Genomic DNA, 21,664 nt, shown 5'->3' with positions numbered 1-21,664 from the left:
TCTATTAAAACTGATCCTATATTCAATCATCATGGCAGAATTTTAAAAAAATTGTAAAATATCTTACATATTATGGCATCTCACTGTAAAAAAGGGTCAGACCCCTCCAATACAACATATAGACAAGAATGAGTAAAACCATTCTATATATTGCCATTATTGGAGGGAGTCAGACCCTTATGAAGTCAGCCCCCTGTTATTGTTTAATTGGATGTGGGGGTAAATACTCCCCTGGCTCCGGATCAACTTCATCCTCTTCCTTCCGATACCATTCAATGAATGTTTTCGCCAGTACAACACTATAAGAAAGTTCTTGAATAATTTTCATCAGAATGCCGCCAAGCTGCTGATCATTGATCAGAGATAATGAAGTGAACATCTCAGGACCGCTTAATTTCAATCCGGACAATGTTGTTGCCGGTACGCATAATGAAAGTGATTCTGCCCAAGCACGTGGATCTGAAAATGTAGCATACAATGGCTTATCAGAAAAAATGATTAGCGCACATGCCGGCAATATCAACATTCCATCTGCAAAAATATATCCAACTTTTCTTAATCCATTTAGTGTCTGGAAATCATCGAGCTTATTTAACAGCGGCCACCACATAAAAATTGCTAAAACAAACAGCAAAGTATTATATCCAGCATGCAGCCACATATCTGTTTTTACAGCATCAAAAATAATTGGGATATGATAAAAGGAAAATACCCCGTTAAATAAGATTAATGCAACCAACGGCTTCGTAAAAAAGCGAAATAAAGGTTTAATACCTTTAAAGCTTATTATTTTTTTCCAAAGCCATTTAGGCACCCCAACAATTAAAATTGGAGGAATAACCAAATTACAAAAACCCATTTGAATCATGTGTGCAGAAAAGGTAAGATGCCCCATAAGATCAATAGGTGAACCTTTTATAATGTACAATAACACGATCGATAAGACGAATAACGTTCCTTCTTTTTTAGTTAAAGGTTCACTCCCAATAAATCGATCACGATATTTGACTGTTATCAGAAAAAAGGCTACAATAACGAGCGATAATGAAATAAAAAAATATGGGCTCCATAATGCCTCAAAACCAAATATGCTCAATGGCAAGGTAGAATCACCCCGTTCATATGACAAATACAGGTATATTATACTCTTTGAAAATTATTTCCGCAATGAATGAAAAGTTTCCATCGTCATAGTATTCACTTAAAAAGAAAATCGGCTATTTTTAGCCGATTTTCTTTTTTACCACCACACTACAGTCATTAATGCAAGTACAGTCATTGACGCAACTAATACACCAGAGTAAAGGAAAATTGCAGGTGATTCATGACCTTTTTCTTTCATATGCATGAAATAATACAACTGAAATAAAACTTGAACAACTGCTAGAAGAATTAAGAAAGGTATCGTAAACCATCCGGAAAATTTACCGTATGCAACTGCTCCAAATGCAATTAGTGTAAAAAAGATCATCAAAGTGAAAGAAATAATTTGTTCTCTCATCTCTTCTGCACTTTTTTTACGACGATATTCAATGTCTACTCTTGGGTTACCTGATTTGAGTTGTTGGTTCGTCATCAGTTTATCCCACCTTTCCCATTAAATATACTACTGTGAAGATAAATACCCACACAACGTCAATAAAGTGCCAATATAAGCTAGCTACATAAAATTTTGGTGCATTGTATAAGCTTAATCCCCGCTTAGCGTTTCGGATCATTAAAGTAAGGATCCAGCCTAAACCAAATAGAACGTGAGCTCCATGGAAACCGACTAATGTATAGAATGCTGAACCAAATGCACTGCTAGTAAATGTGTGATGAAATTCATGTACATAATGGTTAAATTCATGGACCTCAAGGCCAAGGAAGCCCGCACCTAAAAGAACGGTAACTCCTAGCCAAAGAAGCATTTTTTTGAATTGGAAATTCTTCATATGATACATTGCGTAAACGCTTGTTAATGAGCTGGTTAACAACAGCATTGTCATCGCGAATGTCAGCGGCAATTCAAACATATCTTTCGCTAATGCATGATTACCATTAGGAACCTTATCCTTTAATGCAAGATAAGTAGCGAAGAGAGACGCAAAGAGCACTGTCTCTCCACCTAAGAAAAACCAAAAGCCTAAAAATTTATTTTTTCCTTCGAGGGTAGCCCTTTCAGGCGAAGCAGGCCACGTTTCAACAGTAAATTTTTCTTCAGCTTGCATTATGCCTTAACCCCCTTCTTATCATCTTCAATTAAATCTTCTTTATGAATATGGAATCCGTGATCATCCTTAACCGAACGGAAGAACATTGAGCCAAACGTAACGGCCAAACCGATGATCAACACTGGAAGTCCCCAAGAATAATCAGCATGATACATTGCACCGAAAGCGGCAATAAATAAACCGAACGAAATCATAAATGGAATAAAGGATGAATTTGGCATATGAATATCTCCAAGCGGTTCAGCCGGAATCATGCCTTTTTTCCCTTCCATTTTTTCCAGCCAATAAGCATCCAAACCGCGAACAAGCGGCAATTGTTTAAAGTTATAAAACGGCGGTGGAGAAGGGATCGCCCATTCTAAAGTACGTCCGTCTCCCCATGGGTCGTTGCCGACTTTTTGCTTTTTAAAACTTGAAACAATGACGTTCAATAGGAATACAATTACACCTGCACCCATAAGCGCGGCACCAATTGTACTGATAAAGTTCCCTGTTTCCAATCCTTGGCCAGGCAAATACGTAAATACACGTCGAGGCATTCCCATTAATCCTAGGAAGTGTTGGACAAAGAATGTTAAATGGAATCCGATAAAGAACAAGACGAATGTAATTTTTCCTAAAGCCTCATTTAACATTTTTCCAAACATTTTAGGCCAATAGAAATGTGCTCCAGCAAATAATCCGAATACAACTCCGCCAACAATTACATAGTGGAAGTGGGCAACAACAAAGTAAGTATCGTGATATTGGTAGTCAGCAGCTGCTGAAGCTAGCATTACCCCTGTTACCCCGCCCATTACAAATGACGGAATAAATGCTACAGCCCAAATCATTGGGGTTGTAAATTTAATGCTTCCACCCCACATCGTGAATAGCCAGTTAAAAATCTTAATACCGGTAGGTACAGCAATGGCCATTGTTGCTACAGCGAAGATTGCATTGGCAACCGGCCCCATACCAGTTGTAAACATATGATGGGCCCAAACCATAAATCCTAAAAACCCAATTAGAACTAGCGCAAAAACCATTGATGAATATCCGAATAAACGTTTTCTCGAAAATGTAGAAATAACTTCAGAGAAAATACCAAATGCAGGCAATATTAAAATGTAAACTTCAGGATGTCCAAAAATCCAGAAGAAATGTTCATAGATAATCGTATTCCCACCTGCAGCAGGGTCAAAGAAATTTGAACCGAACAAACGGTCAAACATTAACAAGAATATACCAACTGTTAACGGCGGAAATGCAAATAATATTAATGCAGATGCGACAAATGACGACCAAGTAAACAACGGCATGCGCATGAAAGTCATACCTGGAGCACGCATATTGATAATGGTAACAAGGAAGTTAATCCCACCCATTAAAGTACCAAAACCTGAAATCTGTAAACCTAAAGTATAGAAATCAATTTTGTGTCCTGCAGATGCAAGTGACAAAGAAGCATAAGAAGTCCATCCGGCATCAGGTGCTCCTCCAAGGAACCATGAAAGGTTTAAGAAAAGACCTCCAAAAACAAACAACCAAAAACCTAACGCGTTAACAAATGGGAACGCAACGTCGCGAGCCCCGATTTGTAAAGGCATGATCGCGTTAATAAAAGCAAATACCAGCGGCATAGCTGCCAGGAAAATCATTGTTGTACCGTGCATTGTCATAACTTCATTATATAATCCGGCACTTACAAAGTCGTTATTAGGCACAGCAAGCTGAATGCGGACAATCAATGCTTCAATTCCGCCAAGCAGAAAGAAAAATCCACCAGCTATTAGATAAAGGATTGCAATTTTCTTATGGTCGACAGTTGTCAAATAATCCCATAATACTGCGCCGAATCCTTTTTTCTGAGCATAGGTACTCACAGTTTTACCTCCCTCTCTAACTTTTCCCCATTAGTCCTGTACTTTTAAATTCATTAAGTATTCTGCAAGAGCATCAATTTGATGTTCAGTTAACTGGCCGTATGCACCAGTCATTTTGTTTCCAGGCTTGTAAGCCTCAGGATCTCTAATCCAATTTTTTAATTGTTCTTTATTATGTTCAAGTACTCCCGCAATACGTGAACGTTCACCAAAGTTAGTCAAGTTTGGAGCCCGGCGAGCTGCTTCAGGAGTCGTATTTGCCGGAGTAACAGCATGGCATCCTATGCAGCTTTTGTTAAATATTTGCTGACCTTCTCGGGCTAAGGCAGTCTTTGGTTTTTCAGGCGCTTTTACAGCCTGCATATCTTTGACCCATTTATCAAATTCTGCACGGGAAATTGCTTTTACTTTAAAATCCATCAGAGCATGTGAAGGTCCGCAAAGCTCAGCACATTTTCCGTAAAATAAGTTTCCTGCTTCGTTTGCTTTTTTCGGATCGAATTCTAACCAGAACTTATTGACGTTTTCTGTGTTAGTGTCCATTTTTCCTCCAACAGCAGGAATCCAGAAAGAGTGCTTAACATCAGAAGATTTAAGATTAAAGTATACCTTTTCACCGGTAGGAACAACTAACTCTTGGCTTGTAATAATGCCTTGGTTAGGATATTCAAACTCCCACCAGTATAAATTTGCCCGGACGTTAACAACGAGTGCATCCGTTTTGCCATCCTTATTCTTTTTTTCCATTGCTGATACATCTGCCAGCTTAAATACTGCAGCCACAGTTGGAACTGCAAGGATAAGAATCAAGATAATTGGTATAACAGTCCAAATAATTTCGAGTTTGTGGCTTCCCTCAACTTGTTTAGGTATTCTGTCATCTTTACGACGGAAGCGGATCAATACAATAACGAAAATCAGTGAAACAACGAGAATGACCCCTACCATAATTGAGGTGGCCAAAATCATTAAATTAAATTGCGTTTTCGCAACCTCTCCGGCAGGCTTTAGTGCTGATAAATAAGGTTTACCACAGCCGGCCAGAATCAGCGCCATCATTGCAAATAGTGACAGCAGGTGCCATTTTGCAAGCCTTTTCATAGCTTAATCAAACCCCTCTTTCGTGAAAAATTTCTTTTGAAATGTTTGATCAAAAAATATATGGAAAAATTCTCTCTAAAAAAAAAATTATTTAGAAAGAATTTCCTTACAAAAATAAACTATTTTAGTGTAACTATTACCATAGATACAAACATAATAGTCAAATATTGCAGTGAGTATACAAACATTGAAGTTGCCCATTTTATATTATCTTTTTTCTTATATCCGTAAATCCCTAATGCTAGCCAGCTGATATTCAAAGCTGTTGCAAGAACTAAAAACGGGATTCCAAGTGATTTCAGAAAAAACGGCAACGGCAAAAGTGCAGCAATCCACAACATAATATGTTTTTTCGTAACATCAAAACCTTTGACAACAGGAAGCATTGGAATTCCAGCAGCTCTGTATTCTTCTACCCTTCTCATCGCGAGAGCATAAAAATGAGGAGGCTGCCAAATAAACATGATCAAAAACAAAAACCAAGCGACAGGATGGAGATTCGCATCGATTGCCGCCCAGCCGATCAGTGGCGGAACCGCTCCTGAAATGCTGCCAATAATCGTGTTCGATACATATTGGCGTTTAGACCATATCGTGTATAAATACACATAGCTGAAAACACCTATCAAACCGATAATAGCAGCAGTTAATGTTGTCATTAACAAGAATATTGTCCCAAGACTGATAAGAAAAACTCCGAGAAAAACTGCCTTTGCCGGAGCAACCTTGCCAGTTACGGTTGGTCTTACCTTCGTTCGTTCCATTAAATGATCGATATCGCGGTCTATATAGTTATTAATGGTACAGGAACCAGCGATAATTAATGAAGATCCAATCAGTGTAACCAATACAAGATCAAGATTGATCAAAAAACTTTGGTTCGTAAAATAAAGAGCTAGCCATAGACCAGTAAAGGTCGTGATCATATTAGAATTAACAATTCCAATCTTAATTAATGAAAGGAAATCCCTCCAAGCAGTTGTTTCAGGTATATCAGATTGCAGGCTTCGCTCGCTGGGATCAATTGCAGCTTCACGAAAAGCCTTTGGGTCAGTCATAACTTTTCCTCCTTTTCCCACATCGCAAATATAGCATTTATTCGACACTACCCCTACTATAAATGATTTTCTTACTTATTGCTATATTTGCCATAAAAACTTGGGAAATTTAAAACAACTTGAGAAATTTTAAAAAAAGTTATTTTTACTATTATTATCGTGAATATATTGGTAAATATTTGTTATGGAAAAACAAGCTCGTTTTATGTATATTAAATCACATTTTTGTAGGTTTTTGTGAATCTTTTTCGAATAAATTATGACTAAATTGTGTCAAACTCCTATTTCTATTGTAAAAATATTGTTTTTTCGCCATAAAAAAATAGAAACAAAAAGATAAGTTTCTATCGTTAGAATACGCATCTGCATGTCCAAAATCCCGGAGTTTCTGAAAAAGTAGACTGACCACATATACCCTCATTTAATATTTCTAACAAACTCTCTTTTAATTTTCAACCTTTTTTACTATAATTACAATGATATTTAAAGTTCATTCCGTTGTAGAAATTTGATTTATTATGTAATATCTATGAAGTATATGTTTGTATATGTTTGCTTTCACTTTCATGCTAATTCCAAAAATCATAAATAAAAAATCATTGAATAAATGGCTATAATGAAAAATGCACGAACTTATATAATAAGAAGGTGGAGATACAGTGAGAAAATCCTTTAAGTGGTTCGCCGTTCTAACAACTATAGGAATGCTACTTATTTTGCTGGGCGGCGCCCTTGTGACAAAAACGAACTCAGGCATGGGGTGCGGAAGATCATGGCCGCTCTGCAACGATGAACTTATTCCAAGTAAAATTACGATTGAACTTGTCATCGAACTTGCCCACCGGCTTGTTTCAGGAATTGTAGGCATCATGGTGCTGATCCTGTCCATTTGGTCATGGCGGTCGATCGGGCATATACGGGAAACAAAGTTTTTGTCATTTTTATCAGTTTTTTTTCTTATCCTTCAAGGCTTGATTGGAGCGGCAGCTGTTATATGGGGTCAATCCGATTTTGTACTTGCCCTTCATTTTGGCATATCTCTTATCTCATTTGCAGCAGTATTTCTGTTAACCTTGCTGATCTTCGAGGTCGATTATAAATTTAAAGCAGAGAAACTTGTACTTGATAACAGAATGAAAAAGCATATGATCGGCATAACAGCATACAGTATTATTGTCGTTTATACAGGAGCTCTTGTCAGACATGTGAACGCCAGTCTGGTTTGCAGAGATTGGCCATTTTGCTTGAATACGTCCCTATCATTGCCTGCAAATTTTTATGAATGGGTCCAAATGGGACACAGAGCAGCTGCAGGATTTATTTTTTTATGGATTGGCTATGTCACTTTATTAGCTGTTAAAAATTATAAACACCAAATGGTTGTCTATTGGGGCTGGATTATCTCTTTTATCCTTGTATCTCTCCAAGTTACATGTGGAGCACTTATTGTCTTAACAAGGTTAAATCTTTATATTGCACTGGCACACGCTTTCTTTATTTCATGCTTATTTGGTGTATTAAGTTATTTTATTCTGTTAACTTCAAGAAGCAAAAAGAACGAGATGGAATTGAAAAAAATGCAGACAGAAAAACAGGCGAATCCGGTTTCTGTCTCCCCGTTTTCGGTCGAAATTAAATAAGACCTGCTCCCGATATAATCGGGAAACAGGTCTTTTTCTTTTGTCCTTCTTTTTTATTTATACTCAAGTAAATTTATGATTTTGCCAGTTCAATTAATAAATCTCCGGTTTGAATTGCATCCCCATTGTTGACGAATATATCCTTTACAATCCCGGAAAATGGTGCTTGAACAGTCGTCTCCATTTTCATCGCTTCTGTTATGACGAGATGGTCTCCTCTTTCGACCTTCTCTCCTTTTTTGACTACAACTTTGATAACCGTTCCAGGCATCGTAGCACCGATATGTGATTCATTTTTCGGATCTGCTTTTACCCTTGAAGCAATTGCTGACTTAATGCTTTCATCTTTAATAATAACTTCCCTTGGCTGCCCGTTTAATTCAAAATAGACAACCCTTGTGCCATCTGCCTGTGCTTGTCCAATTGAAACCAGCTTAACAATCAGAGTTTTACCCGTTTCAATTTCAACTTCAATTTCTTCACCTAGCCTCATTCCATATAAGAATGTTGGTGTATCGAGTACAGATACATCACCAAATTTTTCAACAGTCTGAATATATTCCAAAAAGACTTTCGGATATAAGGCATAAGCAATCACATCAAAACTTGTGACCGGTCTTCCAATTTCCTTATATAATTCTTCTTTTAGTGCTTCAAAATCAACATCTTCAAGCAATTCTCCAGGGCGGACAGTGATCGGTTCTTTCCCTTTGAGAATGACTTTCTGGAGGTCTTTCGGGAATCCACCGTGTGGTTGTCCTAAATACCCTTCGAAAAATTCTACCACTGAGTCAGGAAAATCAAGAGATTCTCCTCTGTTTAAAATATCTTCCTCTGTAAGCTCGTTTTGTACCATAAATAACGCCATATCTCCAACTACTTTCGAGGAAGGAGTTACTTTAACAATATCTCCGAACATTTGGTTTACACGTGCATACATTTCTTTCACTTGGTCCCACTTGTCCCCGAGACCGACTGCTTTTGCCTGCTGTTGAAGGTTGCTGTATTGTCCTCCCGGCATTTCATGCTGGTAAACTTCCGTATGCGGAGACATCATTCCGCTTTCAAAGTCATGGTAATATTTCCGAACATCTTCCCAATAATGAGAAAGCTGTTCCAATGCTTCAATATTCACATTTGGTTTTCTTTCGGTGCCTTCTAACGCGTAGTAAAGAGTATTTGCACTAGGCTGAGATGTTAAACCAGCCATTGAACTAAGGGCAACATCTACAATATCAACCCCTGCTTCAATTGCTTTCGCATACATATAAATACCGTTACCGCTCGTATCATGGGTATGAAGGTGAATCGGAATGCTTACTGTTTCTTTTAATTCCGATATTAAGCGGTAGGCAGCCTGCGGTTTTAAAAGTCCTGCCATATCTTTAATTCCTAAAATATGTGCGCCTTGTTTTTCGAGTTCAACTGCCAATTCTTTGTAATAATTTAAATCATACTTTGTTCTTGTTGGGTCTGAAATATCTCCTGTGTAGCAAATTGCTGCTTCAGCGATTTTTCCGGTCTGTCTCACTGCATCAATGGCAACTTCCATTCCTTTAACCCAGTTTAAGCTATCAAAGATTCGAAATACATCAATTCCGGCTTGTGCAGATTTCTCAACAAATTCCCTAATCACATTATCGGGATAGTTTTTATAACCAACAGCATTTGAAGCCCTTAATAACATCTGCAAAAGAACATTCGGAATTTGCTTTCTTAATTTTAACAGCCTTTCCCACGGATCCTCTTTTAAGAACCGATAGGCGACGTCAAAAGTTGCTCCTCCCCACATTTCGAACGAAAAGAGTTCCGGCAGCAGTTTTGCAGTCGGTTCTGCGATATGGCTTATATCTGTTGTTCGTATTCTTGTTGCTAATAAAGATTGATGTGCATCTCGAAATGTTGTATCAGTTAGAAGAACCTCTTTTTGTTCTTTCACCCATTTGACTAAACCGTCCGCCCCAAGCTCATCTAAAATTTGTTTTGTTCCATTTTTGAATTCTGTATCATATTTCAACTTTGGAATTCTAGGTTTATCAAATACCGGTTTTTTCCTTTTTTCAATTCCCGGGAACCCGTTAACTGTCACATTACCAATATAGGTCAACATTTTTGTACCACGGTCTTTACTCTTAGGGAACAAGAAAAGTTCCGGTGTTGTATCGATAAACGATGTATCATATTGTCCAGTGCGGAATTTTTCATGTTTCACAACATTTTCGAGAAAAGGAATATTTGTCTTTATTCCGCGAATTCTAAATTCTCTCAAGTTTCGGACCATTTTGGCCGCAGCTTTTTCAAATGTCATTGCATGAGTCGATAGTTTTACAAGCAATGAGTCATAATATGGAGTAATAACCGCTCCCTGAAACCCGTTTCCAGCATCAAGACGGACACCAAAACCGCCGCCTGAACGATAAGCCATAATTTTTCCGGTATCAGGCATAAAATTATTAAGCGGATCTTCTGTCGTTACACGAGCTTGAATTGCATAGCCATTAATGTGTATATCTTTTTGCTTAGGGATCCCAATTTTTTCCCCATGCAACTCGTGTCCTTCTGCAACAAGAATTTGTGTTTGAACAATATCGACTCCTGTCACCATTTCCGTAATTGTATGTTCTACTTGGATCCGCGGATTCACTTCAATAAAGTAAAATTCATCACCTGACAATAGGAATTCTACTGTTCCTGCATTTACATAATTTACATTTTTCATTAATCTGACGGCAGCTTCACATATTCTTTCTCGAAGCTCACTTGAAATCGAAACACATGGCGCTACTTCGACAACTTTTTGATGGCGGCGCTGAACCGAGCAATCGCGTTCATACAAATGAACGATGTTGCCATGTTCATCACCAATGATTTGAACTTCAATATGCTTCGGTTTTTCAATAAATTTCTCTACATAAACTTGGTCACTGCCAAAAGCTGCCTTTGCCTCAGATTTCGCACGTTCATAAGCCTCTCTAACTTCTTCTAGGCTCCTTACAATTCTCATTCCGCGGCCGCCGCCTCCAAGAGCAGCTTTTATGATGATTGGAAAACCATATGTTTTTCCAAATTGAATCACTTCTTCAAGCCCTTTTACCGGTCCGTCGCTGCCAGGGATGACAGGAATTTCAGCTAGCTGTGCCTGTGTCCTTGCTTTCACTTTGTCTCCAAACATATCAAGATGTTTTGCCTCAGGACCGATAAAAATAATTCCTTCTTCAGCACATCGTTTAGCAAACTCGATATTCTCGGAAAGAAATCCATATCCAGGGTGAATAGCATCGGCTCCGCTAGATTTGGCAATTTCAATAATACCTTCTATATCAAGGTAGGCATCGATCGGTTTTTTTCCTTCTCCTACCAGATACGCTTCATCAGCTTTGTACCTATGATATGAACCGGAGTCTTCTTTCGAATAGATAGCTACTGTTCGAATGTTAAGCTCCGTACAGGCTCTAAACACCCGGATGGCGATTTCACCTCTGTTTGCTACTAAAACCTTGTTAATGCTTCTTTTCATTAGAACACCTCTTCTTTTATGTATTTATATATTCAAAACCATTTAAGGCACGAAAGCCTGTGGAATTGATTGAAAGCAAATATCAATGCCATATCTTTAGGCAACTATCTTTTTTTCATTATTCTTTTTATATTTTTCTTCATAATTCACAAACATAGAGACATTTACTAATATCCCCATCGCAATCGACAATTGCAATAATGATGATCCTCCGTAGCTAATAAATGGCAGAGGAACACCCGTAAGAGGTATCAAACCTGATATCCCGCCAAGATTAATAAAGGACTGGATGCCTATCATGCTCGAGATTCCGATAGCAAGCAAGCTGCCAAAAGGGTCCCTGCATTTAAGGGCAATATAAATACCTCTCAAAACTATATATCCTAAAGATAATATTACAAAGCTAACTCCCCACACTCCCAGCTCTTCTGCAATGACAGCCATAATAAAATCTGTGTGGGATTCCGGCAAATAACCAAGCTTTTGAATGCTTTTTCCTAATCCAAGGCCGTTTATTCCTCCTGAACCGATTGCGAGTAAAGAGTTAGTTAGTTGAAAGCCTGTGTTCTGTTCATCTTTAAATGGATTTTTCACGGCTTCAAATCTTTCCCGCTGTTCTTTTGTAAAAAGATCATCTTTCATGACTAACACAACTGGAGATGCTACCAATATTCCAATCATAATTAATTTTGAAATATTCTTCCAATTCATACCTGAAGATAAAATAATGGCCGCCGCAATTAAAAAAATGATAAGAGCTGTACCAAAATCAGGCTGAATTACTACTAAAATACAAACAAGAACAATGTAAACTAATGGGGGTACAACCCCTTTGTTAAATTCATTAATATATGATTGTTTTTTGGCATAAACTGCAGACAAATATATTATGACAGCTATTTTCGTGAATTCAGACGGCTGAAGGCTCAATCCTCCGATTTTAAACCAGCTTTGTGCGTTGCCTGCAATATGTCCAAAAACAAAGAGAGACATTAAGCCAAATAGCGACATCACTACAATAAAACCAAGTATTTTGTTACTTTTCATCATCTTATAAGGAAACAGGGCAGCACACAAAAACACGATAAAAGCCCCAATTAAAAACATCTTTTGCCTTTGATAAAAAAAGTCGCTTGGCAGGCCATATCTTTGTACAGCCCAAACCATGCTCGCGCTATAAACCATCACTAATCCAAATAAAGATAAAAGTACCATGACAATAATCAAAGAGTAATCATAAGATTTTAACATTTTTTTTAACATTGACTTTCTTCCTTAATTATATTAAGTATTTCCAACGAAATAATTCGATTGATTAACATAAACATTGAAAGGCTACCATCAATGTAACATATTATTTATTGTTTTTCCATAATAATGATATACTATTAATAAAATAATATAACACAATAAAAATGTAAACTCTTTTAAACTAGTAAATATACTTTTTTCGCTTTATTTTGAATGAAATTATAAAAAAACTCAAACAAATTCTAATGAAAATGTTTGAGTTTTTCAATGTTATTTTCTTTGTGATGCCTCATGAAGGATGGAAAGCTCTCTTTCAAGTTTAGCGAGGATCGCTTTTCCTTCTTTTTCATCCACCAAGCCAAGCCGGACAGCAAAGTCTATTTCTCTGGATAATCCAAACATTTGCGTATCCAGCACCTCTTCATAAAGAGGGCATTGAGGCATTGTAAGGTTATCCATTTGCACCTTTATAAGCTTTAAGATTTTATCAGCGTCAGCCTTTAATAGGGCATGTGCTTTTTCTTGATGATTTACCATCATTTCGGACGCCAACATTGATCCCCCCGTTTCCGAGCGATTAACCGATCCTATCTTTAAAGTTTACCGTTTAAAAGACAAAAAAGCAAGAATAATAAGGAATCATTTTTTTCTTTACCAATAAACAATAAGAGATGTTTTTCGCTGAGTTCATCATTGTCCATTTTACCTGATATTGCGTAAATATGACAATTGATGAAAGTCTATGTATACTTTAAGAGAATGAAATTCAGATAGAGGTGAAAGAATGGAAAATATCATCACAATAAAAGGGAAAGTGAAATTCAATATCACAATGGATCCGGGTGTATGGATTTTTGACGATAGGCGTATTGACTTAAATACATACTTTATTTCTCGAAATCAAGAAGAAGATGACCTCGAAGAATATACAAAATCCATCTCAAAGCATTGGGACAGAGAAATAATGGAAGGGGCAGTCTATCCACCCACTTTAAAATCAGAAAAAAAATTTGAGAAAGAAAAAATATTAACCGGCACTTTTGGAATTCCGTTTAAGCCATTTTTAAGAAATGCCGAACCTGCTGAGAACGCTGAGTGGCTTGTCATTGAAACGGATTCATCTGAAGTAAAATTGCCGCTTGAGAAAGGCTTTGAATTAATTCTTGGTTTTTCGAAAGATGGAAAACCCTTGAAAGAGGACGGGCCTGTTCACGTATACTATGGCGACGGTTCAAATAAAGATACACCTATTAAGAATGTTAAGGGATTTACAGTACTGTAAGGAAACCACTCGGTGCTTATGTTTCGTTCATTTTTTTATGATCCCTCGCCCCTTTTCTAGTTCATCATTCAAAAGATGGCTGGAAAGGGGCTCTAGTTTATATTTACAGCAGGTCCGCCGCCAGTTGAGCTAGTCCTGACCTTTCTCCCTTAATAAGCTTTACATGACCAGAAATCGTTTGATCTTTAAATCTTTCAACAACATATGTAAGACCATTATTATACGCATCTAAATAAGGATGATCAATTTGCTCCGGATCCCCCATCAAAACGATTTTGCTTCCTTCACCCACTCTTGTTAAAATGGTCTTTACTTCATGTTTTGTCAAGTTTTGCGCTTCATCAATAATAATATACTGATCTGGTATGCTCCTGCCTCTGATATAAGTTAAAGCTTCCACCTCGATTGAACCCATTCCTGCTAAAATTGCATCCAGCTCACCAGGCTTTTTTGTGTTAAATAAAAATTCGAGATTATCAAAAATAGGCTGCATCCATGGTCTTAGTTTTTCTTGCTTTTCTCCTGGCAAAAATCCCAGATCTTTCCCAACAGGCACGATAGGCCTTGCAACCAGCAGTTTTTTATATTGCTTCAAATCCTCTGTTTGTAATAATCCTGAAGCTAACGCCAGTAAAGTCTTTCCGGTTCCTGCTTTTCCTGTTAAAGTCACAAGAGGCAAATCTTTTCGCAAGAGTAGCTCAATTGCCATCGTCTGTTGTACATTCCTCGGGCGAATTCCCCATATTTGTTCATAATCAAAAACAAGCCTTTTTACTTTTTTTCCTCTTTGATCAACAATCCCAAGTGCAGATGACGAGCTTCCAAGGGAATCTTTCATAATCAAAAACTGATTTGGAAAAAAGGGGTGATTTGCAATTTCCGATAATTGCAATTCTCCATTTTCATAGAATTTAACTAAAAGGGAAGCGTCAATAAACACATTTAAGAAACCCGTATAAAGATGATCATCTTCGACTACCCTGTCACTCAAAAAATCCTCTGCTAAAAGACCGATGGCATCTGCTTTAACTCTGACAAGAGCATCCTTGCTTACTAGGATGACCGTTCTCCCATTTTCTTTCGTCTGTTCTTCAAGAGACAAATTTTTTGCTACAGCTAGTATGCGGTTATCGTTTGTTTTTTCTACAAAGATTTCTTGGAGCTGATGAAAAGAGCGATGATTCAGCTCGATTCTTAAAGTGCCTCCATTTTCAAGGGGAATCTTTTCATAGAGTTTTCCAGTTGCTCTAAAGCTGTCGATCAGTCTTGAAACCTGCCTAGCATTTCTGCCTATCTCATCCATATATCTCTTTTTTGAATCCACTTCTTCAAGAACGACTGCAGGTATAACCACATCGTTATCTTCAAAAGAGAAAATCGAAAACGGGTCTTGTAGCAAGACGTTCGTATCTAACACGTATATTTTACTCAAACTGATGCCTCCCGCTCCTCTAATTCTAAATTAAATTTTTACGGTGGGATTATGCTTTTGTAAAATATATGTTTGCCCGAATAAAGATAGACGAAAAATTACACAATAATTGTTAGTAAATTCTTTAATTAAAGATTGTTTTTGAAAGGTTTTCAAAGAAAATGATTTCCAAGTCTTCAATTCAAATATACACAAAAATAAGTTCTTTTATTAAAGACGGAGGTAATCAGTATGTACAGAGCTATGCTATTAGTCTTATTCCTTTTAACAATTTCAGCTTGTAATCCACAAAACGATGGAGCAGAAAAACAAAATTTAGTTAATGTGAAAAACACTGCAATCGAAGAAGTGAACAGAAAAACTGGACAGGAAATTTCCCGTCGCTTAGTTAAACTGGCTACTAGCATCCCTGATGTAAATGGTGCCACTGCAGTAGTATTTGGAAAGTATGCCATTGTTGGTATTGATGTTGATTCTAATATCGAGCGATCGGAAGTTGGCACAATCAAATATTCCGTCGCTGAAAGCTTGAAACACGATCCCTTTGGCGCAAGAGCAGTTGTAGTTGCTGACCCGGATATGAATGCGCGGCTTAAGGAAATTTCTCAGGATATTCAAAATGGGGAACCAATACAAGGAATCATGAACGAACTTTCTGATATTACCGGACGTCTTATGCCTGAAGTGCCGTCTGACATGATTGAACCAAAGCCAAAAAATGCAACAGAAAAACCGAAGGATAAACTGAAAAAATCACAAAAAAAAGAACTGGATAAAGAACAGCAAAAACAATCCAATTATCAGAAATAATAAGATTTTGAATCTAATTTTTGCTTTGTACTGCAATGAAAAATGCTTAGTCTCTGCGACTAAGCATTTTTCATTGCATCCATAACCTGTTTGTCTAAACGGGCAGCGGCATTTTTGTCATATGTTTTATCATATTCTGGTTCTGTAACAATTTTTGAACCATAAAACATGACATCTCTTACTTCCTTAATCTTTACTTCAATGAGAGCTAATTTAAGTGGAACCCCTTCCATTTTTTCTTGTTTTACACTAGCTTCGCCGCTAATTGAATATGTGGATTCATTCGCAATAATATTGATAACAACTTTGTTGTTATTTTTTATGTTTTGGACTATTCTCGATCTGTTATCAATAGCAAAATAAATCGTTTCATCATCTTTCGCATATATCCAGGAAATGGCATTTACATTTGGACCGCCTGTTTCAAAATCAATCGTCGCAAGAACGACAAAACGTTCTTTTTGCAGTTCATCATATAAAGGCTTTATTAACTTAGGTTCAACTTGATTAGCCATTCTCTCATACCCTCCCCTAAATTTTGCACACATTACTACTATACCTGTAATGAAGAAACTTAAACATCATTATCTAATCAATTTGTCCACTCGAAATGAATCGGCATTCTATAATATAATAAAAAAACCGCGAACACTTTGTCCAGCCCACATCGAAATGCTGCGCATTCGTTTCTTGATTTGTTTCTCCAAGCAATACAGTATGCTACTATTTAAAGTAGATCCAATTGAGGTGTTGAAATGAGAGTAAAATGTGTCTTATGTGATAAGATTGAATCCATTGAAGATGAATCTCCATTAGCAAAACGGCTTAGAAATCGTCCCATTCATACGTACATGTGCAATGAGTGCGATCGGAGAATTGCAGAAAAAACAAGAGCAAGAATCGCTACAGGCAAATTTCGCCTTAATAAGCCGCGATCGCAAGACGATGAATGGTAATAAGAAAAGGAAAGTGCCTTATGTTGTAAGAACAAGGCTGACTCAAAAGGGTTTAACTTCCTCTATATTAGAGGGGGTCTGGCCCTTTGTTTTTGAGTCAGCCTCGTTCCTATTCGGGATAATTCGGAAATTTCTCCGGTTCTTCGTTTATCTGGTTGATCATTACTTCAATAAGTTCACAGGGAAACACTGTTTTTTTCCATTCTTCATCTTTACGATAATGCAAAATGTACATCACACCATCTTTCTTAACTTCAATTTCCTCTATCCCATGATCCTCTTTTAATATTTGTTGAAAAAAGTTCTTAGTTTCTGCTGCTGCCGTATCATCAGGCCGTTCATCGCTTACAATTTTGATGGTCAGCCAATTATATAAAGCATCCTGTAATGATCTCATCATTACTCCCCTAGTTTGTATTCGCTTCCTGCTTTTTTTCCTGACGAAGACGAATTTTATAAATAATCAGGATTAAAGCTGCTACAACAAGCCCTTCAGCTACTGGAAGGAAGGCTCCTAGGAAAGTCAAAATCGTACATCCAAGGATTAAAAAAAGATATATAATGAATGATTTTAAAATAGGAAGTTTTTTAGCAAATCCGAGCTTATACACAATGATGGATAAGACGACAATTGTTAAATATAGCATCCACATACCTTTCTCTGGATTTTCATCCACTTTATATAAGGCAGCAAAAAAGGACAAACGCTCCGTCACATCCATTACTTTTCAACCTCCCCATTAATTTTTGCCCATTTCAGCATACTTCTTTTTCTTAGCCAATCGTTCACGTTCATTTTTATCAAGAATCTTTTTACGTAAACGAATTGATTCCGGGGTTACTTCACAATACTCGTCATCATTCAAGTACTCCAATGCTTCCTCAAGTGTCATAATTCTCGGTTTTTTAATCGTTACCGTCTGGTCTTTCGTTGCAGAACGAATATTGGTCGCCTGCTTAACTTTTGTAATGTTGACCGTTATATCATTCTCACGTGTATGCTCTCCGACAATCATGCCTTCGTAAATCTCCGTACCAGGTTCAACAAAAATGGTTCCACGGTCTTCAACTTGCATAATACCATATGTTGTAGCCTTGCCTGTCTCCATTGAAACGAGCACTCCCTGGCGTCTGCCGCCAACTTGGCCGGGCTGCATAGGTTGATAGCTGTCAAAAGTATGATTTATGATGCCGTAACCGCGTGTCATCGTTAAAAATTCTGTAGTGTAGCCGATCAATCCGCGGGCCGGTACATTAAAAATCAGCCTCACCTGGCCATTTCCATTATTAATCATATCGAGTAATTCCCCTTTGCGGGCGCCGATTGATTCCATTACCGCTCCAGTATGTTCTTCAGGGATATCAATTTGAACACGTTCAATTGGTTCACAAAGAACGCCATCAATTTCTTTTAAGATGACTTCAGGCTTTGATACTTGAAGTTCATAACCTTCACGCCGCATGTTTTCAATTAATATCGATAAATGAAGTTCTCCTCTTCCGGAAACAATCCATTCATCCGGTGAGTCGGTATTCTCAACTCGTAAACTAACATCGGTTTGTAATTGTGCACGAAGTCTTTCTTCAATTTTTCTTGCTGTTAAATATTTACCTTCTCTGCCCGCAAACGGACTGTTGTTTACAAGGAATGTCATTTGTAATGTTGGTTCATCAATCCTTAATATAGGAAGCGCCTCTTGGTGTTCAACCGGACAAACCGTTTCACCGACATTAATTTCTTCCATTCCTGATACAGCGATTAAGTCTCCTGCATATGCTTCCTGAATTTCTTGACGTTTTAATCCAAAGAAACCAAACATTTTCGTCACTCGGAATTGTTTTACAGAACCATCAAGCTTCATTAATGCAACTTGCTGACCCACTTTCATCGTTCCACGGAAAATTCGTCCAATTCCGATTCTTCCGACATAGTCATTGTAATCAAGGAGCGATACTTGAAACTGAAGCGGATCTTCCCGATTATCGACCGGAGCAGGAATATGATCAATGATTGCATCATACAACACTTGCATGTTTTCATCCTGCTTTGTTGGGTCGGTACTTGCAGTTCCGTTTATCGCTGAAGTGTATATTACCGGAAATTCTAACTGTTCTTCACTAGCATCAAGTTCAATGAATAAATCTATCACTTCATCTACTACTTCTGCCGGCCGAGCAAAGGGCCTGTCGATCTTATTCACGACAACAATAGGGGTCAAATTTTGTTCCAACGCCTTTTTTAAAACAAAACGGGTTTGTGGCATACATCCTTCATATGCGTCAACGACTAAAAGGACTCCATCAACCATTTTCATAATCCGTTCTACTTCACCGCCAAAATCGGCATGCCCAGGCGTATCAAGAATATTAATTTTCGTGTTTTTATATTGTATCGCTGTATTCTTTGCAAGAATCGTTATGCCTCTTTCTCTTTCGAGGTCATTTGAATCCATCGCACGCTCTTCAACATGTTCATTTGATCGGAATGTACCAGCTTGCTTTAACAGCTGGTCAACAAGTGTTGTTTTCCCATGGTCAACGTGGGCAATTATAGCAATGTTGCGTATATCTTCTCTTATTTTCAAATAAGGTCACTCCTGCCTCTAATAAAGGAAAATTTAGTGTTAATATTATTATAACTAATGTATTATAACACATATGATCTAGAAACTAAGAATGTTTTTATGTAAAATAAGGTGAAACTCCAAAACAGAAAAGTGGTTTTGTTGTTCTCGGAGGAGGAAATTACGTGAAAGAGATTAAATGGATTTTTTTATTGTTCGCCATTGCTGCTGCTTTTTGCATCATGGGAATTGGGATAGCCATTGCAGAAAGAAGCATAGTTGGGGCCATCGTTTCTATCGTGCTGCTCATGTTTGTCATGGGATTTGGTTTTAAAATGAAACGAAAAATGATGGAAAATGACTAGAATAAATAAATCCACGAAAGAAAGAACATCGTCCTCCCTTTTTTAATCGAGACGATGTTCTTTTACAGCTATCTTCCCCAAAAACCATCGAATCTCCATTCACATAAATCTTTTTATAGTCGCATTGTTCAGAATATTAGAATAAAATAAGTATTGCCTAAAAGATGGGTTTAAGAATATAATTTGCATATGAGAAACATTACTTTTAAATGTACATTTTTTTACTTTAAAATTTGGTCTTAGGAAAAACATATGTATGAGGGAAAATAAAGAAATCTGATTTTTAGGGGGGTAATATATGAATGAGAATACCGTTAGGCAAGAACATGCATCTGTTAGCAGTACAACCATTCACTCTGCACAAGCTTCTTTAAGAGGGCAAACCCGCGGAATTAAAAAAATACTCCCTTTTTTAGGTCCAGCCTTTATTGCAGCTATCGCCTATATTGATCCAGGAAACTTTGCAACAAATATTTCTGCAGGATCACAATATGGATACCTGCTTTTGTGGGTGGTTCTTATTTCCAATTTAATGGCTGTTTTGATTCAATCTATGTCTGCAAAATTAGGGATTGCAACAGGTAAAAACTTGCCTGAAGTCGCTCGCGAAAAATTTCCTAAACCGATTTCTATCGGACTATGGATTCAAGGGAATTGGTCGTCATGGCTACGGATCTCGCAGAATTTATTGGTGCATCTTTAGGGCTTTATTTACTCTTTGGTCTACCATTACTTCCCTCAGCATTGATTGCTGCAGCGGGCTCTTTTGCAATCCTTGAACTTCAGCGCCGGGGGTTCCGTTCTCTTGAAGCAGGTATAACTGGTCTGCTCTTTATTGTTGTATTCGCATTCATTGCACAAATCTTTTTTGCCAAACCTGAAATCAGTCCAATGTTAAACGGATTTTTTGTGCCACAATTTAAGGGGGTAAACAGCATTTTGCTTGCAGCAGGTATTCTCGGTGCAACGGTAATGCCTCATGCCATTTATCTTCATTCAGCTCTAACACAACGAAGAGTAGTTGGAAAAACGGAGGAAGATCGTCAAAAAATTTTTCGCTTTGAATTTATTGATATCTTAATCGCCATGTTCATTGCAGGAGCTGTAAATGCTAGCATGATGATCGTAGCAGCTGCCCTCTTCTACAAAAATGGCTTAAATATTCAAGGGCTGGATGTAGCTTTTCAAGAGTTCGGCCATTTAGTCGGTCCTTTGTCAGCCATTCTCTTTGGCATTAGTCTTCTTGCATCTGGTTTATCAAGTTCATCGGTGGGAACGATGTCTGGCGATATTATTATGCAAGGATTTATAAAGAGAAGAATTCCGGTGTATCTTAGACGTCTTATTACGGTGATCCCTCCACTTGTAATAATTGCTCTTGGCATCAATCCAACACATGCACTGGTCATCAGCCAAGTAGTACTGTCATTTGGGATTGCATTTGCCTTAATCCCTTTAATTATATTTACAAGTGATCGCCGTTTGATGGGGAGCTTGGTTAATCACCGTGTTACAACCATTCTTGCATGGTTTGTGGCAGTGTTAGTCATATCGCTAAATGTGTTTCTTCTTTTTCAGACGTTCTTAGGTTTATAAAATATACAGTAATG

Annotated in this window: 19 protein-coding genes and 1 pseudogene; 6 read left to right on the top strand and 14 right to left on the bottom strand. The window is 37.6% G+C overall.

Annotated elements, in window-relative coordinates; translation table 11 throughout:
- Positions 1-196: 196 nt before the first annotated feature.
- The 6 genes from ctaG to cyoE form a co-directional block, all read right to left on the bottom strand.
- A complete protein-coding gene (gene ctaG / locus BMMGA3_RS05295; protein ID WP_003348817.1) occupies positions 197-1,102 on the bottom strand; it encodes a cytochrome c oxidase assembly factor CtaG in 906 nt (301 codons plus the stop codon).
- Between the two features lie 138 nt (positions 1,103-1,240).
- Positions 1,241-1,576 (bottom strand): cytochrome c oxidase subunit IVB, encoded by a 336-nt coding sequence (gene ctaF / locus BMMGA3_RS05290; RefSeq protein WP_003348816.1) that lies wholly within the window; start codon positions 1,574-1,576, stop codon positions 1,241-1,243.
- Between the two features lie 4 nt (positions 1,577-1,580).
- Positions 1,581-2,210: a cytochrome (ubi)quinol oxidase subunit III gene (locus tag BMMGA3_RS05285; protein ID WP_003348815.1), complete on the bottom strand. Its 630-nt coding sequence runs from the start codon at positions 2,208-2,210 to the stop codon at positions 1,581-1,583.
- On the bottom strand, positions 2,210-4,078 hold the full coding sequence (gene ctaD / locus BMMGA3_RS05280) for a cytochrome c oxidase subunit I (protein ID WP_003348814.1): 1,869 nt from the start codon (positions 4,076-4,078) through the stop codon (positions 2,210-2,212). Before ctaD ends, BMMGA3_RS05285 begins: the two co-directional genes overlap by 1 nt.
- Before the next feature lie 30 nt (positions 4,079-4,108).
- Positions 4,109-5,179: a cytochrome c oxidase subunit II gene (coxB, locus tag BMMGA3_RS05275; protein WP_003348813.1), complete on the bottom strand. Its 1,071-nt coding sequence runs from the start codon at positions 5,177-5,179 to the stop codon at positions 4,109-4,111.
- 119 nt (positions 5,180-5,298) lie between these two features.
- Positions 5,299-6,237, bottom strand: a complete 939-nt coding sequence (cyoE, locus tag BMMGA3_RS05270) for a heme o synthase (protein ID WP_003348812.1) — start codon at positions 6,235-6,237, stop codon at positions 5,299-5,301.
- A gap of 659 nt (positions 6,238-6,896) precedes the next feature.
- Here cyoE and BMMGA3_RS05260 point away from each other — a divergent pair.
- Entirely contained in the window at positions 6,897-7,877 is a 981-nt protein-coding gene (locus BMMGA3_RS05260) for a COX15/CtaA family protein (protein ID WP_003348811.1), read from the top strand.
- Between the two features lie 73 nt (positions 7,878-7,950).
- Here the strand turns inward: BMMGA3_RS05260 and pyc are convergent, their stop codons facing one another.
- The 3 genes from pyc to BMMGA3_RS05245 form a co-directional block, all read right to left on the bottom strand.
- A complete protein-coding gene (gene pyc / locus BMMGA3_RS05255) occupies positions 7,951-11,394 on the bottom strand; it encodes a pyruvate carboxylase (RefSeq protein WP_003348810.1) in 3,444 nt (1,147 codons plus the stop codon).
- A gap of 96 nt (positions 11,395-11,490) precedes the next feature.
- Positions 11,491-12,657 carry an FtsW/RodA/SpoVE family cell cycle protein gene (locus tag BMMGA3_RS05250; protein ID WP_003348805.1) on the bottom strand — a complete coding sequence of 389 codons (1,167 nt, stop codon included), beginning with the start codon at positions 12,655-12,657 and terminating at the stop codon, positions 11,491-11,493.
- Between the two features lie 258 nt (positions 12,658-12,915).
- The gene (locus BMMGA3_RS05245; protein ID WP_003348802.1) at positions 12,916-13,197 is read right to left on the bottom strand and encodes an Fpa/YlaN family protein; all 282 of its coding nucleotides are present in this window, start codon (positions 13,195-13,197) and stop codon (positions 12,916-12,918) included.
- A 232-nt stretch (positions 13,198-13,429) separates the two neighbouring features.
- Here BMMGA3_RS05245 and BMMGA3_RS05240 point away from each other — a divergent pair, with 232 nt between their 5' ends.
- Positions 13,430-13,927, top strand: a complete 498-nt coding sequence (locus tag BMMGA3_RS05240) for a hypothetical protein (RefSeq protein WP_003348800.1) — start codon at positions 13,430-13,432, stop codon at positions 13,925-13,927.
- Positions 13,928-14,030: 103 nt separating this feature from the next.
- On the opposite strand, the gene BMMGA3_RS05235 is transcribed toward BMMGA3_RS05240, so the two are convergent.
- The gene (locus BMMGA3_RS05235) at positions 14,031-15,359 is read right to left on the bottom strand and encodes a PhoH family protein (protein ID WP_003348799.1); all 1,329 of its coding nucleotides are present in this window, start codon (positions 15,357-15,359) and stop codon (positions 14,031-14,033) included.
- 231 nt (positions 15,360-15,590) lie between these two features.
- Between BMMGA3_RS05235 and BMMGA3_RS05230 the strand changes: the two genes are divergently transcribed.
- Positions 15,591-16,169 carry a YhcN/YlaJ family sporulation lipoprotein gene (locus tag BMMGA3_RS05230; RefSeq protein ID WP_003348797.1) on the top strand — a complete coding sequence of 193 codons (579 nt, stop codon included), beginning with the start codon at positions 15,591-15,593 and terminating at the stop codon, positions 16,167-16,169.
- A 59-nt stretch (positions 16,170-16,228) separates the two neighbouring features.
- Here the strand turns inward: BMMGA3_RS05230 and BMMGA3_RS05225 are convergent, their stop codons facing one another.
- Positions 16,229-16,684 (bottom strand): pyridoxamine 5'-phosphate oxidase family protein, encoded by a 456-nt coding sequence (locus tag BMMGA3_RS05225; RefSeq protein WP_003348795.1) that lies wholly within the window; start codon positions 16,682-16,684, stop codon positions 16,229-16,231.
- Positions 16,685-16,924: 240 nt separating this feature from the next.
- Here BMMGA3_RS05225 and BMMGA3_RS05220 point away from each other — a divergent pair, with 240 nt between their 5' ends.
- On the top strand, positions 16,925-17,125 hold the full coding sequence (locus BMMGA3_RS05220) for a YlaI family protein (protein ID WP_003348794.1): 201 nt from the start codon (positions 16,925-16,927) through the stop codon (positions 17,123-17,125).
- A 109-nt stretch (positions 17,126-17,234) separates the two neighbouring features.
- Here the strand turns inward: BMMGA3_RS05220 and BMMGA3_RS05215 are convergent, their stop codons facing one another.
- The 3 genes from BMMGA3_RS05215 to typA are packed head-to-tail and all read right to left on the bottom strand — an operon-like array spanning position 17,235 to position 19,710.
- The gene (locus BMMGA3_RS05215) at positions 17,235-17,522 is read right to left on the bottom strand and encodes a hypothetical protein (RefSeq protein ID WP_003348792.1); all 288 of its coding nucleotides are present in this window, start codon (positions 17,520-17,522) and stop codon (positions 17,235-17,237) included.
- A gap of 10 nt (positions 17,523-17,532) precedes the next feature.
- Complete coding sequence (locus BMMGA3_RS05210) at positions 17,533-17,847, bottom strand: YlaH-like family protein (RefSeq protein ID WP_003348790.1); 315 nt, start codon at positions 17,845-17,847, stop codon at positions 17,533-17,535.
- Positions 17,848-17,865: 18 nt separating this feature from the next.
- On the bottom strand, positions 17,866-19,710 hold the full coding sequence (typA, locus tag BMMGA3_RS05205; protein ID WP_003348788.1) for a translational GTPase TypA: 1,845 nt from the start codon (positions 19,708-19,710) through the stop codon (positions 17,866-17,868).
- A gap of 164 nt (positions 19,711-19,874) precedes the next feature.
- On the opposite strand from typA, the gene BMMGA3_RS05200 reads away from it, so the two are divergent.
- Together BMMGA3_RS05200 and BMMGA3_RS05195 are read left to right on the top strand one after the other, a co-directional pair.
- Entirely contained in the window at positions 19,875-20,054 is a 180-nt protein-coding gene (locus BMMGA3_RS05200; protein ID WP_003348787.1) for a YlaF family protein, read from the top strand.
- Between the two features lie 298 nt (positions 20,055-20,352).
- A pseudogene (locus BMMGA3_RS05195) lies at positions 20,353-21,650 on the top strand (Nramp family divalent metal transporter).
- The last annotated feature ends 14 nt before the right edge of the window (positions 21,651-21,664 follow it).

The organism is Bacillus methanolicus MGA3 (genome assembly GCF_000724485.1).
Lineage (GTDB): Bacteria > Bacillota > Bacilli > Bacillales > Cytobacillaceae > Bacillus_Z > Bacillus_Z methanolicus_A.
The sequence above is the reverse complement of the archived record's forward strand: the minus strand, read 5'-3'. Positions and strand labels throughout refer to the sequence as shown.

What these genes read in the sequence shown, in the direction of transcription:
- pyc (WP_003348810.1), bottom strand. Translation starts at nt 11,394, where the DNA reads ATGAAAAGAAGCATTAACAAGGTTTTAGTAGCAAACAGAGGTGAAATC.
- BMMGA3_RS05220 (WP_003348794.1), top strand. Translation starts at nt 16,925, where the DNA reads ATGAGAGTAAAATGTGTCTTATGTGATAAGATTGAATCCATTGAAGAT.
- BMMGA3_RS05230 (WP_003348797.1), top strand. Translation starts at nt 15,591, where the DNA reads ATGTACAGAGCTATGCTATTAGTCTTATTCCTTTTAACAATTTCAGCT.
- BMMGA3_RS05225 (WP_003348795.1), bottom strand. Translation starts at nt 16,684, where the DNA reads ATGGCTAATCAAGTTGAACCTAAGTTAATAAAGCCTTTATATGATGAA.
- coxB (WP_003348813.1), bottom strand. Translation starts at nt 5,179, where the DNA reads ATGAAAAGGCTTGCAAAATGGCACCTGCTGTCACTATTTGCAATGATG.
- BMMGA3_RS05215 (WP_003348792.1), bottom strand. Translation starts at nt 17,522, where the DNA reads ATGAGATCATTACAGGATGCTTTATATAATTGGCTGACCATCAAAATT.
- cyoE (WP_003348812.1), bottom strand. Translation starts at nt 6,237, where the DNA reads ATGACTGACCCAAAGGCTTTTCGTGAAGCTGCAATTGATCCCAGCGAG.
- BMMGA3_RS05210 (WP_003348790.1), bottom strand. Translation starts at nt 17,847, where the DNA reads ATGGATGTGACGGAGCGTTTGTCCTTTTTTGCTGCCTTATATAAAGTG.
- ctaF (WP_003348816.1), bottom strand. Translation starts at nt 1,576, where the DNA reads ATGACGAACCAACAACTCAAATCAGGTAACCCAAGAGTAGACATTGAA.
- BMMGA3_RS05240 (WP_003348800.1), top strand. Translation starts at nt 13,430, where the DNA reads ATGGAAAATATCATCACAATAAAAGGGAAAGTGAAATTCAATATCACA.
- BMMGA3_RS05250 (WP_003348805.1), bottom strand. Translation starts at nt 12,657, where the DNA reads ATGTTAAAAAAAATGTTAAAATCTTATGATTACTCTTTGATTATTGTC.
- BMMGA3_RS05285 (WP_003348815.1), bottom strand. Translation starts at nt 2,210, where the DNA reads ATGCAAGCTGAAGAAAAATTTACTGTTGAAACGTGGCCTGCTTCGCCT.